This is a genomic window from Roseovarius sp. (assembly GCF_965277045.1).
Classification (GTDB): Bacteria; Pseudomonadota; Alphaproteobacteria; order Rhodobacterales; family Rhodobacteraceae; genus Roseovarius.
This window is the reverse complement of sequence record NZ_OZ255712.1, coordinates 1202919-1218463: the sequence shown is the minus strand read 5'-3', so window position 1 is coordinate 1218463 and position 15545 is coordinate 1202919. Positions and strand designations below refer to the sequence as shown.

13 protein-coding genes and 1 pseudogene are annotated in these 15545 nt (G+C 65.8%); 2 read left to right on the top strand and 12 right to left on the bottom strand.

Annotated elements, in window-relative coordinates; translation table 11 throughout:
- Window positions 1-88: 88 nt before the first annotated feature.
- Both prmC and prfA read right to left on the bottom strand, forming a co-directional pair.
- Window positions 89-937, bottom strand: coding sequence for a peptide chain release factor N(5)-glutamine methyltransferase (gene prmC / locus ACQY4V_RS06010; protein ID WP_428515960.1), 849 nt, complete (start codon window positions 935-937; stop codon window positions 89-91).
- Entirely contained in the window at window positions 934-1983 is a 1050-nt protein-coding gene (gene prfA / locus ACQY4V_RS06005) for a peptide chain release factor 1 (protein ID WP_428515959.1), read from the bottom strand. The genes prmC and prfA overlap by 4 nt, the downstream gene beginning before the upstream one ends.
- 62 nt (window positions 1984-2045) lie before the next feature.
- Between prfA and ACQY4V_RS06000 the strand changes: the two genes are divergently transcribed.
- Window positions 2046-2267 carry a hypothetical protein gene (locus tag ACQY4V_RS06000; protein ID WP_428515958.1) on the top strand — a complete coding sequence of 74 codons (222 nt, stop codon included), beginning with the start codon at window positions 2046-2048 and terminating at the stop codon, window positions 2265-2267.
- Here the strand turns inward: ACQY4V_RS06000 and ACQY4V_RS05995 are convergent.
- The 3 genes and pseudogenes from ACQY4V_RS05995 to ACQY4V_RS05985 all read right to left on the bottom strand — a co-directional run bounded on the left by ACQY4V_RS05995 (window position 2262) and on the right by ACQY4V_RS05985 (window position 5048).
- Window positions 2262-2525: a DUF1499 domain-containing protein gene (locus ACQY4V_RS05995; protein ID WP_428515957.1), complete on the bottom strand. Its 264-nt coding sequence runs from the start codon at window positions 2523-2525 to the stop codon at window positions 2262-2264. The genes ACQY4V_RS06000 and ACQY4V_RS05995 overlap by 6 nt on opposite strands.
- A gap of 385 nt (window positions 2526-2910) precedes the next feature.
- Window positions 2911-3861 (bottom strand): annotated as a pseudogene (gene speB, locus ACQY4V_RS05990) (agmatinase); the annotation flags it as partial.
- 17 nt (window positions 3862-3878) lie between these two features.
- Entirely contained in the window at window positions 3879-5048 is a 1170-nt protein-coding gene (locus ACQY4V_RS05985) for a M20 aminoacylase family protein (RefSeq protein WP_428515956.1), read from the bottom strand.
- Window positions 5049-5112: 64 nt separating this feature from the next.
- Between ACQY4V_RS05985 and mazG the strand changes: the two genes are divergently transcribed.
- The gene (gene mazG / locus ACQY4V_RS05980) at window positions 5113-5925 is read left to right on the top strand and encodes a nucleoside triphosphate pyrophosphohydrolase (protein ID WP_428515955.1); all 813 of its coding nucleotides are present in this window, start codon (window positions 5113-5115) and stop codon (window positions 5923-5925) included.
- A gap of 2 nt (window positions 5926-5927) precedes the next feature.
- Here mazG and ACQY4V_RS05975 read toward each other — a convergent pair whose 3' ends face one another.
- The 7 genes from ACQY4V_RS05975 to ACQY4V_RS05945 all read right to left on the bottom strand — a co-directional run bounded on the left by ACQY4V_RS05975 (window position 5928) and on the right by ACQY4V_RS05945 (window position 15436).
- The gene (locus tag ACQY4V_RS05975) at window positions 5928-6767 is read right to left on the bottom strand and encodes a DUF2189 domain-containing protein (protein WP_428515954.1); all 840 of its coding nucleotides are present in this window, start codon (window positions 6765-6767) and stop codon (window positions 5928-5930) included.
- A 72-nt stretch (window positions 6768-6839) separates the two neighbouring features.
- On the bottom strand, window positions 6840-8252 hold the full coding sequence (locus ACQY4V_RS05970; RefSeq protein WP_428515953.1) for an amidase: 1413 nt from the start codon (window positions 8250-8252) through the stop codon (window positions 6840-6842).
- Window positions 8242-9066, bottom strand: coding sequence for a hypothetical protein (locus tag ACQY4V_RS05965; protein ID WP_428515952.1), 825 nt, complete (start codon window positions 9064-9066; stop codon window positions 8242-8244). Before ACQY4V_RS05965 ends, ACQY4V_RS05970 begins: the two co-directional genes overlap by 11 nt.
- Window positions 9059-10189, bottom strand: coding sequence for a peptide chain release factor 2 (prfB, locus tag ACQY4V_RS05960; protein ID WP_428515951.1), 1131 nt, complete (start codon window positions 10187-10189; stop codon window positions 9059-9061). The genes ACQY4V_RS05965 and prfB overlap by 8 nt, the downstream gene beginning before the upstream one ends.
- Before the next feature lie 100 nt (window positions 10190-10289).
- Window positions 10290-12812, bottom strand: a complete 2523-nt coding sequence (locus ACQY4V_RS05955) for a penicillin-binding protein 1A (RefSeq protein ID WP_428515950.1) — start codon at window positions 12810-12812, stop codon at window positions 10290-10292.
- An 88-nt stretch (window positions 12813-12900) separates the two neighbouring features.
- A complete protein-coding gene (locus ACQY4V_RS05950; RefSeq protein WP_428515949.1) occupies window positions 12901-14115 on the bottom strand; it encodes an N-acetylmuramoyl-L-alanine amidase in 1215 nt (404 codons plus the stop codon).
- Window positions 14116-14293: 178 nt separating this feature from the next.
- Window positions 14294-15436, bottom strand: a complete 1143-nt coding sequence (locus ACQY4V_RS05945; RefSeq protein ID WP_428515948.1) for a pyridoxal phosphate-dependent aminotransferase — start codon at window positions 15434-15436, stop codon at window positions 14294-14296.
- Between the last annotated feature and the right edge of the window lie 109 nt (window positions 15437-15545).

Below are 15545 nucleotides of genomic sequence, written 5' to 3'. Positions count from 1 at the left end.
GTTGTGATACGTCCAGTAAACATGCCGCGACGGTTTTCACAAGGGCTTAGGTCGAATTTTCGGCAAAAACCATGCAAAACAGCCCGATTCAGAGGGGTCCAGCCGGCATTTTCCCGCCAACCACGCGGTCGCGCCCCTCTAAATCGCGCATCACCGCGACCTCGCGAAAGCCCGCAGTTTCGAACAGCCGGGTCACATCCGCCGCTTGCATGTGGCCGATTTCCACCAACAGGCGCCCGTCCGGGCGCAGATGCGCAGGCGCACCGGGCACGAGTCTTCGGTAAGCCTCAAGGCCGTCGCTTTCATCGGTCAGCGCAATCCGCGGCTCATGCGACAGCTCGGGCGCAAGCCCCTTCATTTCGTCGACTGCGATATATGGGGGATTGGACACGATGAGATCGAACCGGCCTTCGACCGCCTCGTACCAGTCCGAGCGCAAGAGCATCACGCGGTCGGCCAGCTTCAACCTGCGGGCATTGCGGTCCGCCACGGCAAGGGCGTCGGGCGAAATATCCGTGCCCACTCCCGCCGCGCCGGGCTGGGCCGACAAGAGCGACAGCAGGATACATCCCGATCCCGTCCCAAGGTCCAGCACGTGGTCGAATGACTGCTCCAACGCGGCCTCGACCAGCGTTTCCGTGTCAGAGCGCGGGTCCAGAACCGCGCTGCTGACCTCGAAACGGTGACGGTAAAAGTCGCGCCACCCGGTCAGGTGGGTCAACGGAACACGCGCAACGGTGCGGCGCTCAACCAAGGTTTCCAGTCGCGCCATGGCAGCGGCCGGCGCTGCGTCCCGTGCCATCACGCTGATCCGGTCGGCCTGTGTCTCAAGGGCAAGGGCCACGAGGCTGCGCGCCTCGCGCGGCGCGTCCTCGATGCCTGCGGCCTTCAACACGACCCCGGCGTGGCGCACAAGGTCGGCAACCGTCTGGCTCACCCTTCCATCTCCGCGAGGAGCGCCGCCTGCGCATCGGCGGTCAGCGCGTCGATCACTTCGTCCAGGTCGCCCTGCATCACCTGGTCCAGCTTATAGAGCGTCAGGTTGATCCGGTGATCGGTCATGCGCCCCTGCGGAAAGTTGTACGTGCGGATGCGCTCGGACCTGTCGCCCGAGCCAACCTGCGCAGCGCGGCTGGCCGAGCGCTCGTCATGCATCTTCTGGCGTTCCATGTCGAAGAGGCGCGTTTTCAGCACCTGCATCGCGATCTCGCGGTTGCGGTGCTGGGATTTCTCGGAACTGGTGACGACGATGCCGGTGGGGATATGCGTGATCCGCACGGCGGAATCGGTGGTGTTCACGTGCTGGCCACCCGCGCCGGAGCTGCGCATCGTGTCGATCCGCAGGTCGTTGGGGTCAATCTGGATATCCACGTCCTCGGCCTCGGGCAGCACGGCCACCGTGGCGGCAGAGGTGTGGATGCGCCCGCCCGATTCCGTTTCCGGCACGCGCTGCACCCGGTGCACGCCGGATTCGAACTTCAGCCGTGCAAAGACGCCCTCGCCCTTGATGTTGGCCACGACCTCCTTCACCCCGCCCAGCTCGGTCTCGCTGAACTCGATGATCTCAAGCTTCCAGCCCCGCGCCTCGGCATAGCGCTGGTACATGCGCAGCAGATCGCCCGCGAACAGCGCCGCCTCCTCGCCGCCTGTGCCGGGGCGGATCTCGATGATGGCCGGCCGCGCATCGGCCTTGTCGCGCGGCAGAAGCGCCAGTTGCAGCCGTTCCTCCAGCGCAGGGCGCTGCGCCTCCAGCGTGTCCAGTTCGTCGGAGGCAAGCTCTTTCATCTCGGGGTCGTCCAGCATGGCGCTGGCACTCTCGATCCCGTCCAGCACCTCGTTATAAGCGCGGATCTCCGCGACCACCGGGCGCAGTTCGGCGTATTCCCGGCCCAGCCGCGCGATATCGCCCGTCCCGGCCGACATCTGCGCCTCGATATACTCGAACCGCTGCGTGATCTCGCGAAGTTTGTCCAAAGGCACCATCCGCGCGGTGTTGCCTATTCCTCGCGCTTGGTCAAGTCGCCAAGCCGTGCTAGCATAAGGTCATGAAACGGATTTTCATCCTTCTGTTCGCCCTCGCACCCGTGCTGGCCTCGGCGCAGGGAAAAACCGTCGAATGCTACTGCACCGACAAATCCGGGACACGGGTCGAGATGGGCGAGACGATCTGCATGCAGGTCGACGGCCGCAGCTTCATGGCGCAATGCCAGATGTCGCTGAACGTGCCGATGTGGCGCAAGGTGTCCGACGGATGCCTCAGCTCATAGCTGCGCCAGCCAGCCGTCCAGCCGCTTGGCGTTGACGCCGAGGTCCGACTTGCCGAACCGCGCCCTGCCGTAAAGCACGATCCGCCCGTCCCGATGCGCGACCGTCGTGTAATCGGGAAACCCCCACAGAGCCGAGCGGGTGACATATGTGATCATCCCCTCGTCGACCGAACCCGCCAGAACTGTGGTACGCGACGTGTCGCGAATGATCGTGTCCAACCGTGCCAGCGTATCGCCATCGTCCGAGACAACGCGCACGGCGCTGCTCCGACCGTCGCCGGACGTCAGTCCGCTCGGCAAATCGTGCCATTTCGCCGGATTAACCGGAGCTAGCCGAACGTAAGCGGCAAAGGCCGCGACGACTAGGATGAATGCACAAATGATTATCACTAGAGTTTTCATGTATCCCCGTCTTGATCTTACGCCTTTCCAATGTCGGAAGGGCAAATAACGCCTAGCGAGACTTTGTATAAGTTCCGTTTTTGAGCAGCGGCCATGCCTCCTCGTAGGGCATGATTTCCTCGTGCTTGGAACGCCAATGCGCGTCGATACCATCCCAACCATTGCCTCTGAAGATATGACCGCATTCAGGGCACTGTTTCTTTTCTTCAGAGCGAGCAGAAGAGCCGATATCCTTTCGCGCCCAGCCCCAGAGGCACAGCATCTCCATCACCACATGCGCGCCCGCAATGGCCGTGGCCCCGGTGGTGTCGAAGGGCGGCGACACCTCGACCATGTCCCCGCCCACAAGGTTGATACCCGCAATATCGCGCAGGATCGCGGCGGCCTGCCAGCTGGCCAGCCCGCCCCAGACCGGCGTGCCCGTCCCCGGTGCAAAGGCGGGGTCCAGACAGTCGATATCGAAGGTCATGTAGGTCGGCGCGTCGCCCAAAACCTCGCGGATACGCGCGGCCACGGCGGCAGGCCCCATCTCGTGCACCTCGCGTGCGGTCAGGGTCGGCACGCCCAGGTTATCCTCGTTCACCGTGCGGATCCCCACCTGGATCGAGCGTGCGGGGTCCACCAGCCCTTCCTTCACGGCCTTGTAGAACATGGTGCCGTGGTCGATCCGCTCCATGTCGTCGTCCGCCCAGGTGTCGGAATGCGCATCGAAATGCAGCAGGGACAGAGGCCCATATTTCTCGGCATAGGCCCGCAAGATCGGGAAAGAGATATAGTGATCGCCGCCGATCGCAATGCTGGCCGCGCCGCCCTTCAGGATGCCGCGAATATGTTCGGTCAAGGCGGCGGGAAACTCCGACACCTTGGCATAATCGAACGCCATGTCACCGTAATCGACAATCGCCAGCGCCTCCAACGGGCTGTAGCCGTCCCAATAGATGGGCGGATCGAAAGGTTGCAGGCTCGACGCCTCGCGCACCGCCCGCGGCCCCAGCCGCGTGCCGGTGCGATTGGTCACCGCCTGGTCGAACGGAATGCCGGTGATGGCCACGTCCACGCCGCTCAATTCCTTGCTGTATTTCCGCCGCAAAAAGGATGGCGCGCCCCCGAAGGCGTTCTCGAACGACAGCCCGCGCAGGTCGTCCCGCGTGAACGCCTGGTCCACCTGTTTCTTCGCATCCTCAAGCGCCATCTGTGCGCCCTCCTTCGTTATTCGTTCAACGGTTGCGCCCGCTCCACCAGCCGGGCAAAGAACGACGCGCCGACCGGCGCCACCGCGTCGTTGAAATCGAAACCCGGGTGATGCAGCGCCGGTCCCTCGCCCTGTCCCAGGAACAGGTAGGCCCCCGGCCGCGCGTTCAGCATGAAGGCGAAATCCTCCGCCCCCATCTCGCGCTGCCGGTCCGTCTGCACCATGTCGGCGCCCGACACCTCGCCCGCCACCTCGGCGGCAAAGGCCGTCTGGTCGGCATGATTCACCGTCGCCGGATAGCCCGTCTCGATCCGCAAGGTCGCCTCGACCCCGTAAGAGGCCGCCTGCCCCGCGATGATCTCTTGCAACCGTGTGTGCACCATCTGCTGCACCTCCGGCGCGAAGGTGCGGATCGTGCCGTTCACATAGGCCGTCTCGGGCACGATATTCTCGGCGCTGCCGGTGTGGATCTGCGTCACCGAGACGACCAGATCCTGCAAGGCATGATGGTTGCGGCTGACGATGGTCTGGATCGCCTGCACCATCCCCGCCGCCGCCACGACCGGATCGCGCGTGTGGTGTGGAAAGGCGCCGTGCCCGCCCTGCCCGGTGATGTCGATGTGAAACGTGTCCACCGCCGCCATGATCGGCCCCGGCGTCGTGCAGAACCGTCCCTCGGCATCGCCCGGCATGGTGTGCAGCGCGTAGACCTGGTCTATGCCGAACCGCTCCATGATGCCTTCCTCGACCATGATCCGCCCGCCGCCCGGCCCGGCCTCTTCGCTGGGCTGGAAGATCAGCGCGACACGGCCTTTGAAGTTGCGCGTCTCCGCCAGGTATCGCGCCGCGCCGAGCAGCATTGTCGTGTGCCCGTCATGCCCGCAGGCGTGCATCGCCCCCGGCGTTTCCGAGGCGTATGGCACACCTGACGTCTCCTGAATCGGCAACGCGTCCATGTCGGCGCGCAGCCCGATGGTCGGCCCAGGCCCCTGACCCTCGATCACCGCCACAACGCCGGTCCGGGCAATCCCGGTCTCGATCTCGCTGATGCCGAACTCCCGCAGCCGCTCCACCACAAAGGCCGCGGTCTCGAAGCAGTCGAACCCAAGCTCGGGACGCTGGTGCAGATGCCTGCGCCACGCCGTCATGTCGTCTGCGAACCCCGCGATCCGGTTGATGATGGCCAAGCGTCTGGACTCCTCTTTGCTCTGCGGTCAGGGTCCACTCAACGCCAGAACGAAGGAGGGTGCAATGCCCGATGACCTGATCCATGACCCCAAGGGCGGGATGCCCCGGCTTCGCGCGATCATGCGCGCGCTGCGCGACCCCGACACCGGCTGCCCGTGGGACATCGAACAGGATTTCGGCACCATCGCCCCCTACACCATCGAAGAGGCCTACGAGGTCGCCGACGCCATCGAGCGCGGCCAGTGGTCCGAGCTGCGCGATGAGCTGGGGGACCTGCTGTTCCAGGCCGTGTTCCACGCCCAGATCGCCGACGACAAGGGGCTGTTCGATTTCGACGACGTGGCCAATGGCATCGCCGACAAGATGGTCGCCCGTCATCCCCACGTCTTTGGCGATGAAAGCCGCGACAAGTCCGCCGAGCAACAGACCCGCGACTGGGAAACCGTCAAGGCGGCCGAACGCGCAGCCAAGGCCCAGACCGGCGTTCTGGATGGCGTCGCGGTCGGCCTGCCCGCGCTTCTGCGCGCGGTCAAGCTTCAGAAACGCGCGGCGCGGGTGGGCTTCGACTGGCCCGATGCCGCGCATGTTCTCGACAAGATCACCGAGGAAGCGCAGGAGCTGCAAGAGGCTGCCGACACGCTTGGCCCCGACGAGGTCGAGGAGGAATTCGGCGATCTGCTGTTTGTCATGGCCAACCTTGCGCGCCACATGCAGGTCGATCCCGAACAGGCCCTGCGCCGCGCCAACGCCAAGTTCACCCGCCGGTTCGAACGGATCGAGGCGTTGCTGGCCGAAGACGGCAAGACGCCGCAGGAGTCGGACCTGGCCGAAATGGATGCCCTCTGGGACCGCGCCAAGACCGAGGAAAAAGCCTGAGGTCAGGTGGCTGTCGCACCGCCTCGGTCATCGCTTGCCTCTGCGAAGAGTATGTCCTCACCTGCCACCACGATCTGCCGGTACAGGTGCCATGTGGCATGGCCCAGAAGCGGCAGGACCAGAAATAGACCCAGAAAGGCCGGGACCAGCGCCACGAAGGTCAGCACCGCCACCACCGCGGCCCAGCACAGCATCGGCACCGGGTTGCCGGCCACGGTCTGGATGCTGGTGATCATCGCGGTCACGAAATCCACCTCGCGGTCCAGCAGCAGCGGCAGCGCCACCACCGTCATGGAAAACAGCAACAGCGCAAAGGCCGCGCCCACGGCACTTCCCACGGCCAGCATCGTCAGCCCCTCGTTCGTCAGGTAGATGTCGTAGGACGTCGAGACGTTGGTCATGGTCGAATAGCCCAGGAACAGCGCAAAGATCATATGCGCCAGGAAGAACCAGAACAGGAACACCACGATCACCACGGCGCAGATCGACGGCAACTGCCGATGCCTCTGGTCAAAGATCACGCCCATGATGTCCTTCGCCACCAGTGGCGTGCCGGTCTCCAGCCGGTGACTGACCTCGTACAGACCGACCGCCGCGAAGGGACCGATCAGTGGAAATCCCACCGCCGCGAAAACCAGCCAATAGGTCTGTCCCGTGACCCAGGTAATCCAGATCATTCCCCAGCCGATGGCCACGTAGACGCCCGCGAAAAGAACAGCGTAGCCGGGCGCTCGACGCATGTCCCGAAGGCCCCGGCGCAAGGCCGTGCCCAGCATGTCCAGCCGGACGTCGCCAAGCTCCGGCACACCCAGCGGCCGCGCGTGCTGTTCCCTTTCGCCCATGGCATCCTCCCTCGGGCGACAAGCCTACAGCCTGCCCGCGCGTCGGCAAAGCCGAATTTGGGTTTGCAATTCCTACAGTGTCGGCGGCCGCGTCTCTGGCCAGCGTGTGGCGCGGTGGTAGGCCTCGGCCAGCTCAAGCAGCCGTGCATCATCGCCGTGCCGCCCGATCAGCTGCAGCCCCATCGGCAGGCCCTGCGGCCCGAACCCGGCGGGCACCGCAACGGCGGGCAGCCCCAGCAGGCTCGCGGGCACCACCACCTCCATCCAGCGATGATAGGTGTCCATACCCTGCCCGGCGATTGCCTTCGGCCAGTCCAGCGTCTTGTCGAACGGCCAGACCTGCGCCGTGGGCAATGCGATGACGTCAAACCGTTCGAAAAACGCGTCGGCGGCGCGCAGCCAGTCGGAGCGCAGCACACTCGCCGCGTGCACGTCCAGCGCCGACAGCGCGCGGCCCTGCTCGATCTCCCAGATCGCCTCGGGCTTGAGATGACGGCGCAGCGCTTCATCCTCGTACATCGGCGACTTGTCCGACGCGATGGCCCAGCTGCGCAGGGCGGTCCAGGACTGCCACAGCGCCTCGCGGGAAAATGGCGCGGCGGGGCTGTCCACGGCGCAGCCCTCCTGCCCCAGCACATCCAGCGCCGCCTCGCACAGCGGCAGGATACCGTCCTCGAACGGCAACGCGCCGTTCCAGTCCGCCAGCCAGGCCACGCGCAGGCCTGCCGCCTCGCCGCGCAACGCGCCGACCGGCGCAAAATCCGGCCCCCGCAGGCCACCCTTTTGCGGCACCGACATCACGTCCAGCTGCAACGCAAGGTCGCCGGGGCAGCGCGCCATCGGCCCGTTGGTGGCCAACCGATGCAAAAAGACATCGCCCTCCGCCCCACCCGGCACCCGGCCCCAGCTAGGGCGCATCCCGTAGACGTTGGTCCACCCCGCCGGGTTGCGCAGGCTGCCCATCATGTCCGAGCCATCCGCGATCGACAGCATTCCCGCCGCCAGCGCCACCGCCGCGCCGCCCGAAGACCCGCCGCAACTGCGCGTCAGGTCATAGGGGTTCGAAGTGACACCGTGCACCGGGTTGTAGGTGTGACTGCCCAACCCGAATTCCGGCGTGTTGGTCTTGCCAATGACAATCGCCCCCGCCGCGCGCAGCGGTGCGATATGCGGGCTGTCTCCGGCGGCGATCTGCCCGGCAAACGCCGGCGAGCCATGGCTCGTGGGCAAGCCCGCCGCATCGGCCAGATCCTTGACCGCGAGCGGCAAACCGTGCAATGGACCCTTCGCCTCGGCCTTGTCCGCCGCACGCGCCTCGCTCAGCAACGTCTCACGCTCACGCAGCGACACGATGGCATTGAGCGGGCCGTTCACGGCCTCTATCCGGTCCAGTGTCGCCGCCATCAGGTCGACCACGCGCAGCCGCCCCTCGAGAATCGCGCGCGCCTGGTCCGCGGCGGTCAGTGTCAGCGGATCACTCGACATGGGAACAGATCGGTGGACGCGGCGTGCCGCGCTCGGTTGCGTTGATGCCCTCGATCCAGCCTGCGCCGATGGCCAACATCATCATGTCCATCGTCGTCCAGGCGTTGACCGCTTCACCTTCCGTGACATCCGCCAGGGTCTGCCCAACCTCGACGGTGACCGGCGCGCCATTGGCGTCACACGTCACGCGGCTGGCATTGTCGCGCACCAGCGTGTCGAAATGTTCCAGCATCAGCGCCTGGCTGCGCCGGATGGCGTCGATTCTCGGCACGTCCGCACAGGCCCCCGTCAGCACCTGAAACCCCATCGGCGTGCGCAGCGGATCGTCGGAGAAAAAGCTGACACGACCCGACCGCACGCCCTCGGCGATGATCCTGTAATAGGCGACCGCCGCCGCGTCGCGGGTCAAGCCTTCCTGCTGCACAAGCGCCTGCTGCATGTCCTCGCCGACGATGAAACAGCCGTATTCCTCGAACTCCGCATGGGCATCGACCGCCCCGATCCCGCGCTGAACCACCGGCGAGGCGATGTCATAGCTGGTGTCGATCTTCGGCGGCTGAATGGTGCAGATCTCGGGCCCCAGCACGATCCAGTCGCCGTGCCTCTCTGCCTCGCCCCGCGCCAGCGCCGCCTCGGCATAGGTTGTCAAAGTGGCGTGAAACTCCGGCGTCGGCATCTCCTGCGCCATGCGCGCCTGCGGTCCGACGGCGCAACCATTTTCCGACAGGTAGGCCCGCACAGAGGCGTCATCGGCCCAAGCGCCGCCCGCGGCCAGCATCGTCACGAGGCCCGCTGCGGCAATCGCCCTAGACATCCTCGCCCTGCGCCTCGGCCCGCGACTTGCCCGAGACATCCAGCGCCAGCGTGGCGGCCATGAACGGGTCCAGATCCCCGTCCAGTACCCCCTTGGTGTCGCTGGTCTCGTGCCCGGTGCGCAGGTCCTTCACCATCTGGTAGGGTTGCAGCACGTAAGACCGGATCTGGTTGCCCCAGCCCGCGTCGCCCTTGGCCTCGTGCGCGGCGTTGATGTCGGCATTCCGCTTGTCCAGCTCCAGCTGGTACAGCCGCGATTTAAGCGCTTTCATGGCGATATCGCGGTTCTGATGCTGCGACTTTTCCGAACTGGTCACCACGATGCCCGTGGGATGGTGCGTGATCCGCACCGCCGAGTCGGTCTTGTTCACGTGCTGACCGCCCGCGCCGGAACTGCGGTATGTGTCGATGCGGATGTCGTTGGGGTTGACCTCGATCTCGATATTGTCGTCGACCACCGGATAGACCCAGACCGAACTGAACGATGTGTGCCTCTTGGCCGCCGAATCATAGGGCGATATCCGCACCAGCCGGTGCACGCCCGACTCCGATTTCAGCCAGCCATAGGCATTGTGCCCGCTGATCTTGTAGGCCGCCGACTTGATCCCGGCCTCGTCGCCCGGCGTCTCGGATTGCAGCTCGACCGTGTAGCCATGCTGCTCGGCCCATCGCACATACATCCGCGCCAGCATATTGGCCCAGTCGCAGCTTTCCGTGCCGCCCGCGCCCGCGTTGATTTCCAGAAACGTGTCGTTGCTGTCGGCCTCGCCGTTCAAGAGCGCTTCCAGCTCCTTCGCCGCTGCCCTCTTGGCCAGCCGCCGCAGCGCCTCCTCGGCCTCGGACACGACCTCGTTGTCGTCTTCCATCTCGCCCAATTCAATCAGGCCGGTCTGGTCCTCCAGCTCCGCCTTGATGGAGTCATGCGTCTCGATGGCATCGACCAGCGCCTGCCGCTCGCGCATCAGCGCCTGCGCCTTCGTCGGGTCGTCCCACAGGTTGGGGTCCTCGACCCGCGCGTTGAACTCCTCCAGCCGGTGTTGCGCGGTTTCCCACCCCAACCGCTGGCGCAAAAGCTCCAGCGAGGTTTCGATTTCGGCAACAAGTGTCTGTATCTCGGCGCGCATTGTGGCGATGTCCTCGGTCTGCTCAGGGCTTGGTGATATCAAGGCCCTCGGCGACGGACAAGATCATGCGAGACCGCTCCGGCCCGGGCCGGGGCGGACCTCAATAAAGGCCGCCCGAGCTCATGTTGCCAAAGCTGGATTTCTGTCCCACCTGCGCCTTGTTCCCGGTCGAGGTCGTGACCTCGCGCACCTGCTCGGTCTCGCCGGCCTGGAACAGGTCGAAATCGCCGCCCATCGCGTAGCCGCCATCGAACATGATCCCGAACAGCGGGTCTTCGCCCTCGCGGAAACATTCCGACACGACGTTGGGGCCCGACGCGCCGTCGGGCAGGCGCGAGCCGGTATACCGGTCAATGTTGATGAAGTCGCAGCCCTCGGGGACCTTGAACTCTGAGCCGCCGTATTTCTGGATCGCCTTTTCCATGAACGCCTGGAATACCGGGCCGCACATCGACGAGCCATAAGCGCTCCGCCCCATGCCGCGCGGCTGGTCATAGCCGATGTAACAGCCCGCCGCGATCGTGGACGAAAAGCCCACGAACCACACGTCGCGCGCGTCGTTGGTGGTGCCGGTCTTGCCGGCAATCGGCACCGGAAGGTTGATCGCACCGCGGGCCGTCCCCCGGTCGACCACGCCTTTCATCATCGACGTCAGCTGATAGGCCGTCACCGGGTCCATGACCCGCTCGCGGTTGGACACGATGCGCGGGCTGCGCGACCGCGGGATCCCCGGATCGCCACAATCGGTGCAATCCCGCGCGTCATGGCGATACACCGTGCGGCCATAGCGGTCCTGCACCCGGTCCACCAGTGTCGGCTGCACCCGCTCACCGCCATTGGCGAACATCGAATAGGCCGCCACCATCTTGTAAAGCGTGGTTTCCTCGGACCCCAATGCGTTGGCCAGGAACGGCTTCATGTTGTCGTAGACGCCGAATTTCTCGGCATAGCTCGCCACGGTTTCCATGCCGACCTCTTCGGCCAGGCGGACCGTCATCAGGTTCCGGGACTGCTCGATGCCGGTCCGCAGCGGCGTGGGCCCGTAGAACTTGTTCGACGAGTTCTTGGGCCGCCACAGCCCCTGCGGCGTGTTGATCTCGATCGGCGCGTCCACCACGATGGTGGCGGGCGTATAGCCGCTGTCCAGCGCGGAGGCGTAGACGAACGGCTTGAAGCTCGAGCCGGGCTGGCGCTTGGCCTGCGTTGCGCGGTTGAACACCGAGTGCTGATAGGAAAACCCGCCCTGCATCGCCAGCACGCGGCCGGTGTTGACGTCCATCGCCACGAACCCGCCCTGCACCTGGGGCACCTGCCGCAATGTCCAGCGGATGAAGCTGCCGTCGCTGTCGGCGGTCATGCGCCGCACGTGCACGACCTCGCCCCGTTCGAAGGTTTCCTGGAAATTGCCGGGCAGCCAGGCGATGTCCTCGCGCGGCACCACATGAGACTCGGCCTCGGTTTCCTCGACCCCCTCGATGCCAAGGCGCATCCGCTGGTCCCCGATCTCCAGGATCACCGCCGGATACCAGGTGCCATCCAGCACGATATCACGCGCGACCCGTGTCTCGGCCAGCGCCGCGCGCCACGCCTCTTCGCTTTCCAGCGCCTCGGCCGGCAGCGTCTTGCCGGTGCCGCGCCAACGGCCCGTACCCCGGTCATAGACCTCAAGCTGTTCGCGCAGGGCTTCGGCCGCGATATTCTGCAACTCCCGGTCGATCGTCGCGCGCACCGCCAGACCGCCAGAGAAAAACTCGCCTTCGCCGAAATCCTGGCTCAACTGGCGGCGGATCTCGTCGGTGAAATAATCGCGGGGCGGCAATTGTGCCGAGAACGGCTCGAAATCGCCGTTCTGAACCGAACGAAGCGGCATCGCCACCTCGGTCTCGTAACTGGCCTCGTCGATATACCCGTTCTCATGCATTTCCTTCAGCACGAAGTCGCGCCGCTTCTTCAGCCGCTCTGCTTCGCGCACCGGATGGTAATCCGAGGGCGCCTTCGGCATCGACGCCAGGAACGCCGCCTCGTGCGGCGCCAGCTCTCGCAGGGGCTTGTTGAAATAGGTCTGCGCCGCCGCCGTCACGCCATAGGAATTCTGGCCGAGGAAGATCTCGTTCATGTAAAGCTCGAGGATATCTTCCTTGCTCAGCGTCTCCTCGATCCGCGTGGCCAGGATGATCTCCTTGATCTTGCGCTCGATCCGCCGGTCGCCCGACAGCAGGAAGTTCTTCATCACCTGTTGCGTGATGGTCGACGCCCCGCGCACGTTCTGCCCGCGCGAGCGCACCGCCTCGACCACCGCGGCAGCGATCCCGCGCGCGTCATAGCCGCCATGGCTGTAGAAATTCTTGTCCTCGGCCGAGATGAAGGCCTGCTTCACCAGGTCGGGGATATCCTCGGCGGGCGTGAACAGCCGCCGCTCGCGGCTGAACTCGTCGATGATCCGCCCCTCGCCCGAATAGATTCGGCTGATCGTCGGCGGGGTGTAATTCGCCAGGCTCTCGTGGCTCGGAAGGTCCTTGCCGTAAATGTGAAACACCGCCCCGATCGACAGCGCGATCACCACGACGACAAGCGTCACGAGACTGAAGATCGTGCCCAGGAATGTGGTGATGGGTCTCAGCAAGATACGGGTCCTTTCAAGATCGCCCTCCTATAGGCGCCGCGCGATGCGCCGTCAAAACACATTCCGGTGCGCCCGGGCCGTCGGCGCCTCATTGCCGCACCAGTTCCGCGTTGGCCGCATCGGCCTGGCGCCAGGCCCGGATGGCGTCGCTGACCGCCTGCGCCATCCGGGCGCGCCATTCCGCGTCCGCGATGTTGGCACGGTCCCGGTCCGAGCTCAGAAACCCCACTTCCAGAAGGACCGACGGAATATCGGGCGATTTCAGCACCGAGAACCCGGCCATCCGCATGGGGCGCGAATTCAGTGGCAGCCCGTTCTCCCTTATGCCCATCTGGATCGCCTTTGCCAGCTGTTCGGCCCGGGGCTGCGTCTCCATCCGCGCCAGGTCCATCAGAACGTCGGCCACCACGTCATCCGATCCCGTCAGGTCGATCCCGGCCAGCAGGTCGGCGCGGTCATGCCGCTCGGCCAGCGCCGCCGAGGCGCGGTCCGACGCGCTGTCCGACAGGGTATAGACCGTCGCGCCATGCGCCCGCCCCTCGATCAGCGCATCCGCGTGCAGCGAAATGAACAGCCCCGCCCCGACCTGGTGGGCAATCGCCACCCGCCGTTCCAGCGAGACGAAACTGTCATCCTCGCGGGTCAGCACCACCTCGACATCCGCCTGCCGCAACAGCACGTCCTTCAACTCGCGCGCGAAGGCCAGCATCAGGTCCTTTTCCGACAGGCCGTCCTTCTCGGCGCCGGGGTCTATGCCGCCATGCCCGGGGTCGATCACCACCGTGAACATGCCCGGATCCGCCGCGCGCGCGCCTTTTTGCGGCGGCTGATCCTGCCTGTCCCAGCCCGGCACCTCCGGTGCGCCCGAGGCCGCGGCGAACGCGGCTTCGGTCACTTCCGTCAACTCGATCGACAAGAGCGCCGCGCCCGTCTCCTGCTCGAGCGCCATGTCCGCGGCCCTTACCGCGTACGGCCCGGCAAGCGTGATCACCATGCGCGACCAGCCGGGCCGGAAACTGCCCATGCGCACGTCCCGCGCCCGCTCGGCCATGTCCAGCAGGGCCGCGTCCACACCGCGCCAGTCCACCTCGCGGAAATCCACCACCAGGCGCTCCGGCGCGTCCAGCGTGAACACCCGCCACGGCACGCCCTGGCTCAGCGCCAGTTCCAACACCAGGCCCTGCCGCGTATCCGACAGCCGCGAGCCCTCCATGTCGACCCGCGCCAGCCCGCCGAAAGAGGACTGCGCCGCCGCCGCCACGGCCCAAAGGCACATCATCATTGCCAGAAATACCCGGATCATACTGCTCAGCCGCTATTCGGTCTTGGTTGTCGCAAGTCTACACCAGCACGACCGATTCCCACAGCCCGCTTTTCCCCTGGCCGGAAATATCCCGGGGAGGAAGCCGAAACCCGGTTTCGGCCGGAGGGGCAGCGCCCCTCCTCAAGCAAAACCTGCGCGCCGCAGGCGCACAACCGGATCACCGCGCCGCCGTGAACGCCGCCAGCCGCCCCAGGCCGTCCTCGATATCCGCCGTCGACCGCGCATAGGAAAACCGCAGCGTGCCGCCACCGCGCACCGGGTCGAAATCCAGCCCCGGCGTCACCGCCACCCCGGCCCGCTCCAGGATTTCGGCGGCAAAGGCCCGGCTGTCATCGGTCAGGTGGCTGACATCGGCATAGACGTAGAACGCGCCATCGGGCGGCGCGATCCGGTCGAACCCGGCCTTCGGCAGGCCCTCCAGCATCAGCGCCCGGTTGGCGCGGTAGACGTCCATGTTGGCCTGCAACTCGGGCCCGCACTCCATCGCCGCCAGCGCCGCCACCTGGCTGGCATGCGGCGGGCAGATGAACAGGTTCTGCGCCAGCCGCTCGATCCGGCGCACATGGGTCTCGGGCACCACCATCCAGCCCACGCGCCAGCCCGTCATGCTGAAATACTTGGAGAACGAATTGATCACGTAGGCCTCGTCGCTGACCTCCAGCGCGGTGACCGCGCGGGTGTCATACTCGATGCCGTGATAGATCTCGTCGCTGATGAACCCCGCACCGGCCTCTTGCGCCGCTCCCATCAGCGCCGCCAGCGCGTCCCCGTCCAGCATCGTCCCCGTCGGGTTCGCCGGGCTGGCCACCAGCAGGCCGTCCAGCTTGTGCGCCGCCACATCTCCCGGCACGGGCTGATAGCGATGTTCCGCCGTTGTCTCGATGTCCACCGGGCAGAGATCCAGCGCCTTCAGGATCTGGCGATAACTGGGATAGCCCGGCGCGCCGATGCCCACGCGCGCCCCGGTATCGAAAAGCGCCGTGAAGGCCAGGATGAACGCCCCGGACGAGCCCGGCGTGATCACCACCCGCTCGGGCGACAGGTCGATGTCGTACCACTCGCCGTAGAGCCGCGCGATCCGCGCGCGCAGCGCCGGCAGCCCCAGCGCCACGGTATAGCCCATCGGATCTTCCTGCATGGCCCGCGACAGCGCGGCCCTCGCGCCCTCGGGCGCGGGCGTGCCCGGCTGACCCACCTCCATGTGGATGATGTGCCGGCCTTCCGCCTCGGCCCGCCGCGCGGCTTCCATTACGTCCATCACGATAAAGGGATCGACCTCCGAACGGGTTGAGTTTCGCATCCTAATATCCCTACATTGCGGCCACACCCGGGTTTCACAGGGAAAACGGACGCACGTCAATGCACCTGGCCCGCCACGACTTGACGCCATCCACGCGAAGCCCCAAACA